This window comes from Rothia sp. HMSC069C03, from assembly GCF_001811075.1.
Taxonomy (GTDB): domain Bacteria; phylum Actinomycetota; class Actinomycetes; order Actinomycetales; family Micrococcaceae; genus Rothia; species Rothia mucilaginosa.
Window position 1 is genome coordinate 67,191 of the sequence record NZ_KZ627121.1, and the last position, 17,761, is coordinate 84,951.

A 17,761-nucleotide genomic window follows, 5' to 3' on the forward strand; every position below is an offset into this window, starting at 1 on the left:
TGTATTTTCGGCATGAGGTTGATAACGCCGAGGCTGTGTGCCCGGTTTCATAGGCTCTCGCGGAAGTACCGCGGGTTTGAAAGAGTCCGAATAGTAGAACACGTATGAAAACTTATGCGTCCTGTAGCAAAAATCTGCATTTCGGGCGTACTCTGGACATATGTCTGAGAACCTTTCGAACCCCGGTACTTTTGTTGAGCCTGTCTTCGGTCGCCTCCTGACCGCAATGGTGACCCCCTTCGCGAAGGACGGCTCCGTCGATGAAAAGCAGGTTGCAGACCTGGCGAACTACCTTGTGGAGAACGGCCACGACGGCCTGGTGGTCTGCGGTACCACCGGCGAATACTCCACCATGACCGATGACGAGAACGAGCGCGTCTTCCAGATTGTGAAGGACACCGTTGGCTCTCGCGCGAAGATTATTGCCGGTGTTGGTTCAAACGATACGGCGCATACTATTGAGCTGGCGCACCGTGCCGAAAAGATTGGTGTGGACGGCCTGCTGGTTGTGACCCCGTACTACAACAAGCCGACTCAGCCGGGTGTCTACGCCCATTTTGCGACCGTTGCTCAAGCAACTGAGACCCCCGTCATGCTTTACGATATTCCGGGTCGTGCGGGCATCCCCATCGCACCCGAAACCTACCGTCGCCTTGCAGAAATTGATAGTATTGTAGCGGTGAAAGACGCCAAGGCAGACTTCGGTGCCGCAACCGAAGTCATGACAACCACCGACCTGCACTACTACAGCGGTGACGACGGACTGACCCTTCCCTGGATGGCAATGGGCGCTGTCGGCCTCGTTTCGGTGACCGCACACGTGGCACCTGCACTCTTCCGTGCCCTGATTGATGCTGTCGTCGCACAGGATTTGGTGGAGGCGCAGCGTCTTCACCTGGAACTGACTCCGATTGTCCGAGCAACTATGGGTCGCGCCCCAGGTTGCGTTGCTGCCAAGGAAATTCTTTCCTGGCAGGGTGTGCTGGATGAGCCCGTCGTCCGCCTGCCGCACGTACTCTCCGAACCGGAGGTTGCCCAGGCTATGCGAGCTGACCTGCTCTCCTCGAGCATCGCTCACACCCTGAAGAACTCCTAAACTTTGACGCCTACCCGACGCACGCAATAGTGCAGGGAGCGTATATATAGAGGATTTCGGCTACCGTCACACCCCGACTTCGGGGCACATGATGTAGCCAACGGACGCGGACTCCACACCTAACACTAGGTGAGGGGTCCGCTCTGGCGTATTGCCGCGGTTTACCGTCGATGATTCGGCCCACCCACTCAGACAGGGACCCAGCTTAGGTAGAGGCATCCGAGCAATACGCCCCCAATACTTTTGAATACTTTCGGTGATTTGGACGCACCGGTAGCACCTCCGCAGCCTCGGCACGTGAGAGCCGAACCGGCGGGAGCGCTTGCGGTACGAAGCGTCGCCTACGAATCACAGACATCACAAGAAAACATAGAAGAAAGAGGAGACACACGATGAGCGTCTTTGAAGCGAATCTTCCCCTCCCTCCCCGCCTGAAGAAGGACACCCTGCGCGTGGTGCCCCTGGGCGGCCTGGGCGAAGTCGGTCGTAACATGACCGTGTACGAAATCAACGGCAAGCTGCTGATTGTTGACTGCGGCGTGCTCTTCCCCGAAGAGTCCCAGCCCGGCGTGGACCTGATCCTGCCCGACTTCAGCTACATTGTCGACCGTCTGGACGACGTGGTTGCCATGGTGCTGACCCACGGTCATGAAGACCACATCGGCGCGGTTCCCTACCTGCTGCGCCGCCGTCCCGACATCCCCCTGGTCGGTTCCGAACTGACCCTGGCACTGGTCGAGGCGAAGCTCGCCGAGCACCGCATCAAGCCCTACACCCTCGCGGTGAAGGAGCACCAGGTGGAGCGTTTCGGTCCGTTCGAGTGTGAGTTCGTTGCTGTGAACCACTCGATTCCGGATGCGCTGGCTGTCTACATCCGCACCAAGGCAGGCAAGGTTCTGCACACCGGTGACTTCAAGATGGATCAGCTGCCGCTGGATGGCCGTATCACCGACCTGCGCCACTTCGCTCGCCTGGGCGAGGAGGGCGTGGACCTGTTCCTGCCGGACTCCACCAACGCTGAGGTTCCCGGCTTCACCCCGACCGAGAAGCACATCGGTCCGGTGCTGTCGAACGTTTTCCGTGACGCAAGCGGCCGCATCATTGTGGCGTCCTTCTCCTCGCACGTTCACCGTGTGCAGCAGGTGCTGGACGCAGCCGCTGAGCGTGGCCGCAAGGTAGTGCTCGTGGGCCGCTCCATGGTGCGTAACATGACCATTGCCGAGAAGCTGGGCTACCTGAAGGTCCCCGCCAACGTGCTGGTGGACCTGAAGAAGGTTGACGACTACCGCCCCGACCAGATTGTGATGATGTGCACCGGTTCGCAGGGCGAGCCGATGGCGGCACTGTCGCGCATGGCGAACGGTGACCACAAGATTCAGATTGAGCCCGGCGACACCGTGGTGCTCGCCTCCTCGCTGATTCCCGGTAACGAGACCAGCGTCTTCCGCATCATTAACGCCCTCATGAAGCTGGGCGCTAACGTGGTGCACAAGGGCAACGCGAAGGTTCACGTTTCCGGTCACGCTGCCGCGGGCGAGCTGCTGTACTGCTACAACATTCTCAAGCCGAAGAACGTTATGCCGGTTCACGGCGAGGTTCGCCACCTGATTGCTAGCGGTGACCTGGCGATGGAGACCGGCGTTCCGAAGAAGAACGTGCTGCTCTGCGAGTCCGGCACCGTTGTGGATCTGCGCGATGGTGTGGCGTCCGTGGTGGGCGAGGTTCCCTGCGAGTACCTGTACGTTGACGGCCGATCCGTCGGTGAGGTCACCGAGAGCGACCTGAAGGACCGCCGCATCCTGGGTGAAGAGGGCTTCGTGTCCATCGTGACCGTCATTGACCGCGCAACTAAGCGCGTGGTGACCGGCCCGGATATTCACGCTCGCGGTATCGCTGAGGACGACTCGGTCTTTGACGAGATTGTTCCGAAGATTACCGCCGCTCTGGAGGATGCTCTGCACCGCGCACCCGAGAAGGTACACACCGTGCAGCAGCTGCAGCAGATTGTGCGCCGCACCATCGGTGCCTGGATTTCTCGCCGTCTGCGCCGCAAGCCCATGATTGTTCCCGTGGTTGTTGAGAACACCTCGAAGGCTGCGAAGAACTAACACTCTGCTCGAGGCTAGATGCTTCTCATAGCGAAAAGGCGGGGTCGATACGTTGTGTCGGCCCCGCCTGCTGTGTATCTGCAGAACGTATGCGCGAAAGCTGCGCGAAAGCGAACGCAATGGGGGAGAAGCACCTCATCAGTGCCCTATCAATGCCCGCGTAGGCACCGGGCGGGGCACACTTTTTAGCTCACTGATAACGAAAGAATCGGTACATTAACGGGAAGGTTGATACCCTAAAAGGTATGGCTCCACGGACCACGAAGGGTCGTAACACGACCTCTACTAAAGCAAACACTAAGAAGACCACCCGCAAGCGCACCACCTCCCGAGGCGGTGCCCAGCGCGGTGCCAACGCGGCGAACCCTGTAGCGGGCGCTATCTCCTCCGTTTGGCTGAGCATCGCTCACGCTATCGGTGGGCTATTCCGCTCCATTGGCGCGGTGCGCCCCGACCTTGCGCCTGAAGACCGTCGTGACGGCGGCGCGCTCACCATCCTGCTGTTCGGCCTGATTAGCGCCGGAGTGGAGTGGTACAACTGGCGTGCTCACACCTCCCTCGGTTTGTTGCGAGCGCCCCTGGACGCCTGGCACACCATGCTGGGCGGTATTTTCGGTCAGGGCGCCCTGCTGATTCCGGTGTTCTGCCTCATTATGGCGTGGTGTGTTTTCCGTGGGCCCGACCTGATTAAACGTAATAACCGCGTGGCATTGGGATCCTTCATCATCCTGGTGGCGACCTCCCTGTTCTTTGCTCGCCATGCGGGTCACCCGACCTTCGCGGATGGTTTTGACGCCGTCTGGGCTGGTGGTGGTGTGGCTGGCGTGCTGCTGGGCACTCCCATTGTGCGTGTGAGCGGCGGTATTGCGTTCGTTGAGATTCTGATTCACCTGCTGCTGGGTATTGCCGGTCTGATGGTTCTGACGAACACTCCGATTCGTCAGGTGGTGCCGCGTACTTTGCACCTGGTCGGTCTGGCGTTGGGCGAGAAGCCGAACGGCACGACTCGAACCTCCGCGAAGGACAGCCTTTCGGATGCGACTCAGACCGTGGACCTGAACGCTGAGGAGCACGACCGCAGCTACCTGTACGAGGATGAGAAGCCGGCACGTACGACTCAGAAGTCTGGTGGTCTGTTCGCTCGTCTGCGCGGCTGGTTGGGCATTGCTCCCGCTGCGTCGACCGATTCTTCGCTGGACGAGTACGCCGGTGATGAAGCATTCGTGAGCGCCGTGGTGGATGAGACCCACCCGGAGACCACGCAGATGCCGGTACAGCCGGAGGACTCTGCACAGGATTCTGCGCAGGGATCCGCTCAGCAGAAGCGCCCGGCGGCTAAGCCGAACCGCCTGTCCCGTCTGCCCGGTCGCCTCAACCAGGCACCGGCCGCACAGGGTACGTCCGCCCAGGGAACTTCTGCGCAGAACAGCGCTTATTCGAGCAGCCCTGACCTCTTCGACGTTGAGGCATCGGATGCGCCCGCAGCCCGCCTGGATCAGGTGCAGCGCGCCGCCGTGGCGAACGGCCGTGTGAACCGTATTCCTGGCGAGGAGCCTCTCTTTGACGTTGAGGCATACGACGGCTTCGGCGCTTCTGAGGAAGCTGCACCGCAGACCAAGCCGCACCAGGTGGTGAACCCTGCGCAGTCTGCTACCTCGGCTTCTGCATCCCAGGCTCCTGCCGCACCCGCGGCTCAGCCTCCGATTCCGACCCGCATGCACTCGCCGGGTGCGCACCCGAAGAACGCGGCTCCCGCGGCTTCGCGAGCGCCCGAGGCTGGCGCATCCCGCCCGCTGCAGAACAATACTCAGGTGGCAACCACCGAGCGGGCGCGCGGCGAGCAGGTTGTTCAGTCGTCCCGCGGTACCTATGTGCTGCCCTCGGAGGAGATGCTGGTTGCTGGTCCTCCCGCCAAGGAGTCTTCCGAGGTGAACCAGCACATGGTTGAGGCTCTGACGAATGTGCTGGAGCAGTTCAAGGTGGATGCGCAGGTCACCGGCTTCTCGCGCGGCCCGACCGTGACCCGTTATGAGATTGAGCTGGGTCCCGCCACGAAGGTGGAGCGTGTGACGGCGCTGAGCAAGAACATTGCGTACGCTGTGGCGAGCCCGGATGTTCGTATTCTGTCCCCGATTCCGGGTAAGTCCGCGATTGGTATTGAGATTCCGAATACGGACCGTGAGACCGTTGCCCTGGGTGATGTGCTGCGTTCCCCGCAGGCTCACGCGAACCAGCACCCGATGGTCATGGGTGTGGGCAAGGACGTTGAGGGCGGCTTCGTGCTGGCGAACCTTGCGAAGATGCCGCATATGCTGGTCGCTGGTGCGACCGGTGCCGGTAAGTCTTCGTTCGTGAACTCGATGATTACCTCGATTCTGATGCGTGCAACCCCGGACCAGGTGCGCCTGGTAATGGTTGACCCGAAGCGTGTGGAGCTGACCGCCTATGAGGGTATTCCGCACCTGATTACGCCCATCATTACGAACCCGAAGAAGGCCGCCGAGGCCCTGCAGTGGGTGGTTCGTGAGATGGACGCCCGCTATGACGACCTCGCCCACTACGGCTACAAGCACGTGGACGACTTCAACAAGGCGGTGCGTGAGTGTAAGGTTCAGCCCGATCCCGGTAGTAAGCGCACGGTGCACGAGTACCCGTACCTGCTGGTGATTGTTGACGAGCTCGCCGACCTGATGATGGTCGCTCCGCGTGACGTGGAAGAAGCGATTGTTCGTATTACCCAGCTGGCGCGTGCTGCGGGTATTCACCTGGTGCTGGCGACCCAGCGTCCGTCGGTGGATGTGGTGACCGGTCTGATTAAGGCGAACGTTCCGTCACGTATGGCGTTTGCGACCTCCTCGGTCACTGACTCTCGCGTGGTGCTGGATCAGCCCGGCGCGGAGAAGCTGATCGGTCAGGGTGATGCGCTCTTCCTGCCGATGGGTGCTTCGAAGCCGATGCGTGTTCAGGGCGCGTGGGTGTCTGAGTCTGAGATTCACGCCGTGGTTGAGCACGTGAAGAAGCAGGCGCCGACCATCTACCGTGAGGACGTGATGATCTCTGCCGCGAAGAAGCAGATTGATGAGGAAATCGGCGATGACCTCGATGATCTGCTGCAGGCGGCGGAGATTGTGATTACGACCCAGTTCGGTTCGACCTCGATGCTGCAGCGTAAGCTGCGCATGGGCTTCGCGAAGGCTGGCCGCATCATGGACCTACTGGAGTCACAAGGCGTGGTGGGCCCCTCGGAGGGCTCGAAGGCACGTGAGGTGCTCATCCGCCCGGATGACCTGCAGGCGACCCTGGCGCGTATTCGCGGTGAGGAGCCTCCGGCCGCCGACCCGTACGCGAATGCGGTGGACCAGGGCGAGGCGGTCACCGACTATTTCGATGAGCCCGATGATGAGGGCTCGGAGGACGCCTGGCAACTGACCGGCCGCTAGTCCTTCAGCGCCCTATCCCTTCGGCTGAGTCCACTCAGCTGAGTGAACTCGCGACATGCACCCCGTATAGCCCCTGTGATGTCTGCTACGGCACACGTATAATGGACGGTACGGGGTGTTTGCGTATCCCCGATACGTTTAGGTGTCGGTGCGTACGCGGTCTCTCACCGTCGAAAGCCATCTACCCGTAAGGAGCCGTTATGAGTGAAGCTCGCAATTCCGCATCCGCCGGTGCGGTCAGCACAGCGAAGCCTTCGAACTGGAATGTGCCGAATGTGTTGACGGTTCTGCGTATTATTGCGGTTCCTTTCTTCATTGTTGCCCTGGTTGCGGGCGGTACTTTTGGTGCCGCTGATCCGACGCACCGCTGGCTGGCGTGGATTATTTTTATTCTTGCCATGCTCACGGACTGGGCGGATGGCTACCTGGCGCGCTCGCGTAACTTGATTACGAGCTTTGGTAAGATTGCTGACCCGATTGCCGATAAGTTCCTCACTGGCGCGGCGTTCATTGTGCTGTCGGCGCTGGGTGAGCTGTGGTGGTGGGTCACGATTGTGATTCTGCTGCGCGAGTGGGGCATTACGATCATGCGCCTGTTCGTCATTAAGTACGGTGTGATGGCCGCTAGTAAGGGCGGCAAGATTAAGACCGTGCTGCAGACGGTGGCGCTGGTGCTGATGCTTCTGCCGCTGGGCCAGCTGGGTCTTGGCTGGCTGATTCCTGGTTGGGTTTTGATGGGCGCGGTCACCGCGATTACCGTGTGGACCGGCCTGATGTATGTGCGTGATGCGTATATTTTGCGTCGTAACTGGTTGCAGGCTCAGGCCTCCCAGGGCGGCGGTCATTAGAGGCGAGGGGAGTGGCGTGTGCTGCTCCCCTTCGCTGTACCTGCGGCGCGTTGTGTGCCGCGTGAGGTTTTGTGCGGCGGTTCGCCGCTGAAAGGAGAGAATGATGGTTCCCCTCGTACTTGAAGATGCTCTGGCCCTTGAGCTTTCCTCCGCTGAGGTTTTCTCCGGTACCCCGGAGGCGGCGGCGCTGTTGCTACGTGATGCGGTGCAATTGCGCGCCGCCCAGGAGGGGCCGGTGCAGGTGGCGACGGCTGAGTCGCTGACCGGCGGGGATGTGGGTGGCGCGATTTGTACGGTGCCGGGCGCATCCGCGTATTACCGCGGCGGCGTGATTTCGTACGCCTACGAGGTGAAGTCTCAGGTGCTGGGCGTGGACGCTCAGCTGCTGGCGCGTGAGGGCGCGGTGCATCCTGCGGTGGCGGTGCAGATGGCGGTCGGTGCGGCGCGTGTGTGCGGTGCCGATTATGCGGTGTCGACCACGGGTGTTGCCGGTCCTGATCCTGCGGATGGCCAGCCGGTGGGTACGGTCTATATCGGTGTGTGTTCCCCGGGTGGTTCTGAAGTGTTTGAACGCCACTATTCGGGGGACCGCGCGCAGATTCGTGCGGCGGCGAGCGCGGATGCGATTGCCCTGCTGGCGCGTGCGGTGCGCGGCGGCGCCGGTGGGGTTCTGAAGGACGAGCTGGCGTAGCGTGCTAAGGGCTGGAGTGGGCTGGGCTGTGCGGTGCCTGGAACGGCTGTGTAGTCGTCTGTGCGGCGCCTACCTAAAAAAATTTACGGTTCAAATATATTCACAGGGTTCTTTCAGCTCCGCAGGAATAAAGGCATAGGTTCGCCTGTTTGAATAGATACAAGCCATAAGAAGAGGACGAAAATGGCGGGGCTCCTAGCTCACGCTCCAAAAATCAGTTAGGCTTAACTCTGTACAGTCCCGCAGGTCGGGAATACCTACTCAAGAAAGTGATATAGAAGCTCATGGCTAAGCAACGCGTATCGATTAATGGCATTACTAAGTGGAAGGAAATCGAGGAGACCCCCCGACAGGTCGCCCCGGTCGTTGAGGAAGCTAAGGTTGTTCCCCTGCGACAGGCAATCGGTGAGGTTCTTCGCGATGTTCGCCAGCGTCAGGGTCGCACCCTGCGCGAGGTTTCCCAGCGTGCCCGTGTTTCCCTCGGTTACCTGAGCGAAGTTGAGCGCGGTCAGAAGGAAGCTTCCTCCGAACTGCTGGCGTGGATTTGCCAGGCTCTGGACATCCCGATGTCCCAGATGCTGCGTGAGGTTGCCGACCGTATGGCGGTTCTCGAGGGCGTTCAGATTCCGGATACTGTTCCGGCTGAGATGTCTGAGCAGTACAAGAGCGATTACTACATTCTCTCGAAGTAACGCGAGGCGGCACATGCCGCACTAAACGTGAAGCGATGCCGTGCATCCCCGTAAGGTGGGTGTGCGGCATCGCTTATTCTCGGGTTTGTTCTGGGTTTATTCTCGGGCGAGATGCGGGCGATGTGACGAATTATGAAGCGAACTAGCGGCGAAATGGAGGAGTGCTTGTGAAGCTGAGCGAATTTTGGGCGTGCATGGAGTATGAGTTCGGTGCCGGGTATGCGCCGGTGCTGGCGCGTGATTTGGTGCTGGGCTCGTTGGGCCATGTGACCGCTGCGGAGGCGCTGGACCAGGGCGTTAACCCGAAGGATGTGTGGCTTGCAATCTGTGAGGAGCAGGAGATTCCGCAGGAGCGCCGCCTGGGTCCCGATAAAGAGCCGTTGCACTAGTCGGTGAGTCTGGCGCTTTCTCGAGTAGGGGCGGGGCCTGCCGTTTGTTCGAGTGCTAGCGCCTGCGCGGGAGGTATTTTCGAATAATTAGCCGATAATCCGGGGTTTTTCGAAAATATATGCCGAAACCCTATCCGATTTATTCGAAACTGGGTCGTAATTTTGTTCGACTCGTGCTAGACTTTTCCACATCAGGAATTTTTTGGAAAAATCTTCAAAGTTTTCCACAGATTTTAAAAAATGGCCTTATCCTGTCAGGCTGTGACCCTAGAGTAGTCTCAGAAGGAACCGGTAGGCCAAAACCTTCAAGGTCTCGATTACGAGTCCCACCGATTCCGAAGAAACATTACTCCCGTCAACCACTGACAACACAAAGAACGAGGTACTACCGTGGCTAAGAACACCAAGTCTCAGAGCGTAGCTCGCGTTCCCGAAGAGGGTCGCGCCAAGGCACTTGAAGCCGTGATGGCACAGATCGACAAGAACTACGGCAAGGGTGCAGTCATGCGCCTGGGCGATAAGGAAATCACCAAGACCGAGGTTATCTCCACCGGCGCTATCGCCCTGGATGCCGCTCTGGGTATTGGCGGTCTGCCCCGCGGCCGCGTCATCGAGATTTACGGTCCCGAGTCCTCCGGTAAGACCACCGTTGCGCTGCACGCTGTAGCGAACGTTCAGAAGGCAGGCGGCGTGGCAGCGTTCATCGACGCCGAGCATGCGCTGGACCCGATTTACGCGGCTAAGCTGGGCGTGGACATTGACCAGCTGCTGGTCTCTCAGCCCGACACCGGTGAGCAGGCGCTGGAAATCATGGACATGCTGGTTGGTTCCGGCGCCGTTGATATCGTGGTCGTCGACTCCGTCGCCGCGCTGGTACCCCGCGCCGAAATTGAAGGCGACATGGGTGACTCCCACGTGGGTCTGCAGGCTCGCCTCATGAGCCAGGCGCTGCGTAAGATTACCGGCCGCCTCTCCGCAACCGGCACCACCGCAATTTTCATCAACCAGCTGCGTGAGAAGATTGGTGTCTTCTTCGGCTCTCCCGAAACCACCACCGGTGGTAAGGCGCTGAAGTTCTATGCTTCGGTCCGTATCGACATCCGCCGCATTGAGACCCTCAAGGACGGCGCTAACCCGATCGGTAACCGCACCCGCGCCAAGATCGTGAAGAACAAGATGGCTCCGCCCTTCAAGCAGGCTGAGTTCGACATCCTCTACGGTGAGGGCATCTCCGTTGAGGGCGGCATCCTGGACCTGGCGGTGGAGAACGACATCGTTAAGAAGTCCGGCGCATGGTTCACCTACGATGGTGAGCAGCTGGGCCAGGGCCGCGAGAACGTTCGTAAGCTGCTCAAGGACAACCCCGAGCTCACCGAGGAACTGCAGTACAAGGTTCTGGTGAAGCTGGGCATTATTGAGGAAGAAGCTGACGAGCAGGCAACTGCTGAGTCCGAGGGTAACGACCCGCTGGACGAGCTGGCTGAGGAGTTCTAAACCGGCCCGTGTAGCTTCTTGCTAACGCCACGACTGATTGCCGTGTGCTGTGCATTCCGCACGGTGCACGGCAATCTGTCGTTAACGGGAGCCCGTTAACGGGCGCGCATTAAGGGGAGTATCGGGGGTGCGGAGACAACGCCTCGTTACAATGGGGGAGCGCCGTATAGCCGGGCGCACGGGCCATCAAGCGAGCCAATACAGGGGAGAGGAGGAACTGAACATGACGGAACAGCGCATGACGGAACAGAACGGCCATGAAGAGCGCGAACGAAACAGCGCGCGTGACGGCGACGCCGGTTTTGCGGCGCTGGATGCGACCGAGCCGCACTTCGGTTCCTCAGCTCTGCAGGGGTCAGCCTTCCAGGGCTCTGCTTTCGAGGATTCTGCATTCCAGGACTCTGCATTCTCTGCGCCTGTTTCCTTTGAACCCGTTACTTCTTTTGAGCCCGCTATTTCCTTTGAAGCTACTGGTTCGTTTGAATCTACCGCCCCACCGATTGAGGTAGGTGGCTTCGAGGCGCTCAATTTTGAGGAGCCCGCGTCCCTGGCGGAGCCCACCCTCAGCTGGGAGGCGCCTCCTCCTGTTGCGCCTCCTGCTGTTAAAGAACCCCCGTATGAGGACGAGCCCCCATACCCTGACGAGCCTACCTACGAGGACGAACCTGTGTATCCGGCAGAGCCTTTGTACCCTGAAACAGAGTACGCGGGGGAATACTGGGTATCCTCGGACGAAGCAGCACCCGCAGAAGCGGTAGCGGAGAAGCTTGGGGGTCAAGAACCCTCACCCCAAAAAACCAAGCCGAAAGCGCGGCAGGCTGAAAAGCCCGCGCCCAAGAAGAAGTTAGCGGCTAAGAAGAAACCAGCGGTCACAGAAAACGCATCCAAAAAGTGGGTGCGGAACAGGGTCGCGGATTCGGTAGCCGCTGAGGAGTTCCCGGACTGGCACCCCGCCGCGCACGGCTTTGTTGAAGAAAGCATCGCCCGCGATAACGGCGGCGACTACGCCGGTGAGTTCCGCGTACCCGAGCTGCCCCTGCAGGCTGTGCCCGCCAACTTTGAAGATGGCAGTTCTGGGGAAGATGGCGAATCGCCGCGCCGCAGCCTGCTCGTTGACCCGAACCTGCCCGCCGTCTCCATTGACGAAGCGCCCGCTCGTGCCTTCACCCCCGGCGGTGCCGAGCCGCGCCCTATGGCGGCGGGGCGCATGAGTCGAGCGGGTGCCGCCTCCATCGGATCGGGGCTCACCGCCGAAGAAAAAGAAGAGATTGAGAGGCAAGCCGCTCAGCGGGATAATCAGAAGAAACGCAAGTCTTCGCGTGCCTCCAAGAACACCGACTATAAGCGTGGATTCCGCCGCATGAGCGCGGCGCAGCAAGAGAAAATGCGGAGCCGTTCGCCCTACGCACCCGCCTTCGGGGCTCGAAGTGACGACGACGAAACCCGTAAGAGTTCTGCGGGCCGCGGCTCGGGGAGCAACCTATTTAGGGAGGGAAGTAGCTTGAACGAAGAACTCACCCCCGCCGAAGAAGCACTCATCCGCGGTATTGCCGATGAGGAGGCGCATGGAGTCGGTACCGGAAAGCGCCGTGCCGCTTCGGCTGGATCCCCAAAGGGTGGTTCTCGAGCACGCGGCTCCCAACCGGGCGGCTCTCAGATGGGACATGCTTCCTCGCCGTCGGAAAGCAAAGTGCCTTCCTGGAAGCAGAAGGTGCGTGCCGCCCGCGCCACCGAGGAGACCGACCCCTACACTCGCGCTAAAACCATCGTGTACAACCAACTGGCGTACTCGGCAAAAACCCGAGGTCAGCTGCGTAAGAAGCTGCAGGCAGAAGGCTTTGACACGGAGCTCATTGAGCCGCTGCTCGATAAGTTCGAGGCGGCAAAACTCATTGACGACGCCGAATACGCCCAAAGCTTTGTGGCGCAGAAGAGCCGCACCAAGAAGCTCTCCCGCGCCGCGTTGCGCCGTGAGCTCGCTGAACGCGGGGTGTGCGGTGAAGAGGCGGAGAACGCACTGGCGCAGCGCACCGACGAGCAGGAACGTGATGACGCCGCCGAGCTGGTGCGTAAGAAGCTGCGCCCCGGTATGGAGCTGAGCGACCGCGCTGAAAAGGATAGGGTGACCCGCCGACTGCTGGGGATGCTGGCTCGCCGCGGGTACTCTTCCTCGGTGTCGATGTTGGTGATTCGTGAGGAACTCGCCGCCTATGGTGCGGAGGACGAGCTCTGGTAGTTCACGGCACTGGCAGGGGACAAGCAGGTACGCACTGTCAACGAGCCACTGTTAAAAAGCCTCCTCCAAAGAGCCTCCGTCAATGACTCTCTGCCAATGACTTCTCGCCAATGAGCTAAAAGGGCGAGCCCGCTACAGACATACTCTGTGGCGGGCTCACCCATTACGTTTTGAGTTTTATAAAACACCTTGTCGAAGGCTATATCCGCTGTTTACTCTGCTGCTTATTCAACGGCCCCCAGATGGTCCGCGAATTCGGCGAGGGTTGCATCCTGAGAACCGGCGATCTCAAGCAGCAGACGCATCAGCTGCGCACCTTCACGGCGAATACGAGGCAACAAATCGGCACGTGCCGAAGAAGAGTACAGCTCCAACAGGGCGCATACGGTCACCGCCGTGCACACCGCCAAATCCTCCGCCAGGTGCTCATCCAGCGGGACGTCTTCGAACAGCGCAGAGTACAGCGCCGGCAGCGCCTTCTTGCGGTCCACCCGGTAGCGCGGGTACTCCGGCGAGGAGGGGAAGCCCAGCATCGCCTCAACGAAGGGGAAGCCGCGGTGGTGCAGGCAGGTGCCCTCCGCATCGACCATGCGCACCTGCGCGCCGTCCGCCGAACCGATCAGCACGTTCTGCGGCGAAAAATCGCCCGAAGAGAGCATATATACCCTGCCGCGGTTGAGCTTAAACTGCTCGGGTACCGGCGGGCGTTTGGTAAAGAAAGGCTGCAGAACGCGGCGGAAACGGAAGGACAGCTCCTCAACGGCGGCGGGAAGAACGGGTGCGTCCTCATGCGCGGCAGAACTGGAAGCAGGGCTGTCAGCACCGTGCTCGGGGGTGCGCGCCTCATCAGCCACACCGTACAGCTTCTTCAAACCGCGCTCGGCCAACCCCGGCGAGGCAATAGCGCCCGGGAACTGCGCCTTGCGGTCGGCACGCGCCAGGTTCAGACGATAATCCTCGACCGCCTCACCCATGATGCCGCTGGCGGCAAGGGAACGGTACGCCTCAATGTAGTAGTTCAGCGCATCCAGCGCCTGCTGTTCGGTGCCCTCCAGCAGGGCGTGGGCGACCGAAGACTGCTCGCCCTCAACAATTCCGGCGCTTACATCTTCCAGCGCCAGCACGCGCAGCTCAGGATCCGCGCCGTAGAGCTGCGGGAACAGACCCGGAACCTGCCGGTTCAGCGCCTCCAAACCGTAGCGCTCACGCAGGTACCCGAAACCGCCCGCGTTCACCGTCGAATCCTTACGGCGGTAACGCTTCACAATAATCGAGGTCGGCAAAGACTGTGTAGACTCGAAAGACTGCGCAGACTCGGCTGCAGGCTCATACGCCACACGCACCACAACGGAACGCATACCGGTGCCCAGAATCTGCACACGCTCAACCGTGCGGGTAGCCACCTGTTCCAAAGAATGCGCCCAGCTGAGCAGCTGCATCAGGGTCTGACGCATCGAGGCAGAATCAGTGCTCGCCTGAGGCGGCACGGGGGAGTAGGCGGCAATCGCCTCCTCAATGAGGGCGCTCAGAAGCTCCCTGTCAGGGGCGGGGACGGAAGAATCGTTCGGTGACAGAGCCGGAAAGTTGCTACTAAGGGAAACCTGCATAGAGCCATTATCCCCCATCGGATACCCTATAGGGCATGACTTCGACCCTCAGCGATTCCGCCCAGACCCCCGAAACCAGCCCCCGCACCTACGAAGTGCGCACTTTCGGCTGCCAGATGAACGTGCACGACTCCGAACGAATGTCCGGCCTGCTGGAGGCTAACGGCTACGTTCGCGCTGAGGAAGGCACCCAGCCCGACCTGGTGGTTTTCAACACCTGCGCGGTCCGCGAAAACGCTTCCAACCGCCTGTACGGCAACCTCGGTCAGCTGGCACCGGTCAAGCGCGCCCACAAGGGCATGCAGATTGCTGTGGGCGGCTGCCTGGCGCAGAAGGACCAGGACGCCATCATTGAGAAGGCACCCTGGGTTGACGTCGTGTTCGGTACCCACAACATTGGCTCCCTGCCAGCGTTGCTGGAGCGTGCCCGCCACAACCACGAGGCGCAGGCAGAACTACTCGAATCCCTCGAAGTTTTCCCCTCCACCCTGCCCACGAAGCGCGATCACGTGTACTCCGGTTGGGTGTCCATCTCGGTTGGCTGTAACAACACCTGCACCTTCTGCATCGTGCCGTCCCTGCGCGGTAAGGAGAAGGACCGCCGCCCCGGCGACATTCTCGCTGAGGTTCAGGCGCTGGTCGATGACGGCGCTATTGAGGTGACCCTGCTCGGTCAGAACGTGAACTCCTACGGCGTGGAGTTCGGTGACCGCGAGGCATTCTCCAAGCTGCTGCGTGCCTGCGGCGAGATTGAGGGCCTGGAGCGTGTGCGCTTCACCTCCCCGCACCCTGCAATGTTCACCGACGACGTGATTGACGCGATGGCGGAGACTCCGAACGTCATGCCCGTGCTGCACATGCCGCTGCAGTCCGGTTCCGACAAGGTGCTCAAGGATATGCGCCGCTCCTACCGTTCCAAGAAGTTCCTGAACATTCTGGACAAGGTACGCGAGCGCATCCCGAACGCTGTGATTACCACCGACATCATTGTGGGCTTCCCCGGCGAGACCGAAGAGGACTTCCAGGACACCCTGAAGGTTGTGGAGCAGGCTCGTTTCTCCTCCGCATTCACCTTCCAGTACTCGATCCGCCCCGGCACCCCGGCGGCGACCATGGAGAACCAGATTCCGAAGGAGGTCGTGCAGGAACGCTACGAGCGTCTGATTGCCCTGCAGGACCGTATCGCTGGTGAAGAGAACCGCAAGCAGCTCGGTAAGACCGTTGAGCTGATGGTCGTTGCGGAGGCCGGTCGTAAGGCTGACCAGACTCACCGCCTCTCCGGTCGTGGCCCGGACCAGCGCCTCGTGCACTTCTCGGTGCCCGAGGGTTGCGAGACTCCCCGCCCCGGCGACATGGTCACCGTTCCCATTACCGAGGCTGGTTCCTTCCACCTGATTTCTGACCCGACCGCTGAGCAGTACCAGCTACGCCGCACCCGCGCCGGTGACGCGTGGGACCGTTCCCAGGCTGACTCTTGTGGCACTGGTACCACCCAGGTGTCCGGTGCGCCGGTGGGCCTGGGCATGCCGACCATCGGTCTGCGCCCCTAAAACCTATAACGAATCATGCGCCCTGTTCTTCGGGCTCTTGCCGCCACCGCAAGTGGGGGGGGTGAGGGAACCGGTAGAATGGGGCGCATGACTATCTCCGAAACTCTGCCCGTTATCGCTATTGTGGGCCCGACCGGTACCGGTAAGAGCGCTCTCGCTATTGAGCTGGCTCTGCGCCTGAACGGTGAGTGCATTAACGCTGACTCTATGCAGTTCTACCGGGGTATGGATATTGGTACCGCGAAGGTCACAGCGGAGGAGATGCGCGGCGTTCCGCACCACCTGCTGGACATTATGGATGTGCGGGATGAGGCGTCTGTGGCGGAGTTTCAGGAGCGTAGCCGTGAGCTAATTGAGCAGATTCGTGCCCGTGGCCGCTACCCGATTCTGGTGGGTGGTTCCGGCCTGTATGTGCGTGCCGCCCTGGATAAGTTGGAGTTCCCCGGCACGGATGCGCGGGTGCGTGAGCGCCTGGAGGAGCGGGCACGTACCGAGGGTATCGGTGTTCTGCACGCCCGCCTGGCGGAGGTCGACCCGGAGTCGGCTGCGCGGGTGAAGGATGAGCGCCGCATTATTCGAGCCCTGGAGGTGTTCGAGGTGACGGGCCGCCCATTCTCGGCGTTCATGCCGGTGCGCGAGTACATGACGGAGAGTATTCAGATTGGTCTGGATATGGATCGTGCCCTGCTGCACGAACGTCTGCACCGCCGCGTGGAGCTGATGCACGAGCAGGGTCTGCTCGATGAGATTCGTATCCTGAATACGCAGGGGCTGCAGGAGGGGAAGACCGCTTCCCGCGCGATTGGTTACGCACAGTTCGCTCGCGCCCTTGAGGACGCGGACTACAGCGTGGAGCAGGCGATTGAGGATACGACGATCGCTACCCGCCAGTTTGCGCGCCGCCAGCTGACCTGGTTCCGTGCGGACCCGCGCGTGCACTGGCTGGATGCGCTCTCACCCACCCTTGCAGATGAGGCGTTGGCTACAATTTTGCAAAAATAAGCAAATGGACGTACTAAGGTTGGGAAATTGAGGTTACTCTAGGGGCATATTGAACTCAACTATAGAGGAAATATGTCACTCACATCACATACGAAAAATTCTGCCACTCTGTCCGCGGCAAAATCCACTCCGCGTTCCCTCTACGATGCCATTCTGGGCGAAACGAATTCGCTGAACTTTCTTCGCCTCTCATTGGCCTCGTTAGTTATCGTGGCCCATGCTGCCCCTCTTGTCGGTTTTAACGCTGGAATTCTCGGAGTTCCTGTTCCCGAACGTATCGGTACTTTGGGTGAATGGGCTGTGAACATGTTCTTTTGTATCTCAGGATTCCTGATTGCTCATAGCGCGCAACGGGGTACTATCTCCGGCTATGTTAAGCGTCGCGCCCTAAGAATTTTCCCCGGCTACTGGGCATCCATTCTATTTGTTGTCTTCCTGTGTGCACCGATTGCTGTAGCCACCGGACACACGGCAGAGCCCTATTCACTGAAGGGCGCAGGCGGATACATAGCGCACAATTTTGACCTTTTCAATCTGCAATACCCCCTTTTTGGTGGTCCCATTGGCATCCCTTTCAGTAGCGTCCCGCATAGTGGTGTAACCGTGGG

Annotated in this window: 13 protein-coding genes; 12 read left to right on the forward strand and 1 reads right to left on the reverse strand. The window is 60.4% G+C overall.

Annotation, left to right across the window (positions count from 1 at the left end):
- Window positions 1–160 precede the first annotated feature (160 nt).
- From dapA to HMPREF2779_RS00675, 9 genes are all read left to right on the forward strand, one after another.
- On the forward strand, window positions 161–1,096 hold the full coding sequence (dapA, locus tag HMPREF2779_RS00635) for a 4-hydroxy-tetrahydrodipicolinate synthase (protein ID WP_070684900.1): 936 nt from the start codon (window positions 161–163) through the stop codon (window positions 1,094–1,096).
- A gap of 392 nt (window positions 1,097–1,488) precedes the next feature.
- Window positions 1,489–3,204, forward strand: coding sequence for a ribonuclease J (locus tag HMPREF2779_RS00640; RefSeq protein WP_070633924.1), 1,716 nt, complete (start codon window positions 1,489–1,491; stop codon window positions 3,202–3,204).
- Window positions 3,205–3,449: 245 nt separating this feature from the next.
- On the forward strand, window positions 3,450–6,644 hold the full coding sequence (locus HMPREF2779_RS00645) for an FtsK/SpoIIIE family DNA translocase (RefSeq protein ID WP_105360567.1): 3,195 nt from the start codon (window positions 3,450–3,452) through the stop codon (window positions 6,642–6,644).
- Between the two features lie 200 nt (window positions 6,645–6,844).
- Window positions 6,845–7,492: a CDP-diacylglycerol--glycerol-3-phosphate 3-phosphatidyltransferase gene (gene pgsA / locus HMPREF2779_RS00650; RefSeq protein ID WP_105360568.1), complete on the forward strand. Its 648-nt coding sequence runs from the start codon at window positions 6,845–6,847 to the stop codon at window positions 7,490–7,492.
- 100 nt (window positions 7,493–7,592) lie between these two features.
- On the forward strand, window positions 7,593–8,183 hold the full coding sequence (locus HMPREF2779_RS00655) for a CinA family protein (RefSeq protein ID WP_105360569.1): 591 nt from the start codon (window positions 7,593–7,595) through the stop codon (window positions 8,181–8,183).
- Window positions 8,184–8,467: 284 nt separating this feature from the next.
- The gene (locus tag HMPREF2779_RS00660) at window positions 8,468–8,875 is read left to right on the forward strand and encodes a helix-turn-helix domain-containing protein (protein ID WP_005507109.1); all 408 of its coding nucleotides are present in this window, start codon (window positions 8,468–8,470) and stop codon (window positions 8,873–8,875) included.
- A gap of 167 nt (window positions 8,876–9,042) precedes the next feature.
- Window positions 9,043–9,264 carry a DUF3046 domain-containing protein gene (locus HMPREF2779_RS00665; protein WP_070684909.1) on the forward strand — a complete coding sequence of 74 codons (222 nt, stop codon included), beginning with the start codon at window positions 9,043–9,045 and terminating at the stop codon, window positions 9,262–9,264.
- A 390-nt stretch (window positions 9,265–9,654) separates the two neighbouring features.
- On the forward strand, window positions 9,655–10,758 hold the full coding sequence (recA, locus tag HMPREF2779_RS00670) for a recombinase RecA (protein WP_070684911.1): 1,104 nt from the start codon (window positions 9,655–9,657) through the stop codon (window positions 10,756–10,758).
- Between the two features lie 223 nt (window positions 10,759–10,981).
- Window positions 10,982–12,994 (forward strand): regulatory protein RecX, encoded by a 2,013-nt coding sequence (locus HMPREF2779_RS00675; RefSeq protein ID WP_105360570.1) that lies wholly within the window; start codon window positions 10,982–10,984, stop codon window positions 12,992–12,994.
- A 224-nt stretch (window positions 12,995–13,218) separates the two neighbouring features.
- Here HMPREF2779_RS00675 and HMPREF2779_RS00680 read toward each other — a convergent pair whose 3' ends face one another.
- Window positions 13,219–14,601, reverse strand: a complete 1,383-nt coding sequence (locus HMPREF2779_RS00680; RefSeq protein ID WP_105360571.1) for a hemin ABC transporter substrate-binding protein — start codon at window positions 14,599–14,601, stop codon at window positions 13,219–13,221.
- Window positions 14,602–14,636: 35 nt separating this feature from the next.
- Between HMPREF2779_RS00680 and miaB the strand changes: the two genes are divergently transcribed.
- The 3 genes from miaB to HMPREF2779_RS00695 all read left to right on the forward strand — a co-directional run.
- Window positions 14,637–16,151 carry a tRNA (N6-isopentenyl adenosine(37)-C2)-methylthiotransferase MiaB gene (miaB, locus tag HMPREF2779_RS00685; protein ID WP_105360572.1) on the forward strand — a complete coding sequence of 505 codons (1,515 nt, stop codon included), beginning with the start codon at window positions 14,637–14,639 and terminating at the stop codon, window positions 16,149–16,151.
- Window positions 16,152–16,238: 87 nt separating this feature from the next.
- Window positions 16,239–17,153 carry a tRNA (adenosine(37)-N6)-dimethylallyltransferase MiaA gene (gene miaA / locus HMPREF2779_RS00690; RefSeq protein ID WP_105360573.1) on the forward strand — a complete coding sequence of 305 codons (915 nt, stop codon included), beginning with the start codon at window positions 16,239–16,241 and terminating at the stop codon, window positions 17,151–17,153.
- Window positions 17,154–17,225: 72 nt separating this feature from the next.
- Window positions 17,226–17,761, forward strand: a 536-nt coding sequence (locus tag HMPREF2779_RS00695) for an acyltransferase family protein (protein WP_158676568.1), incomplete at its 3' end; no start/stop codon positions are given.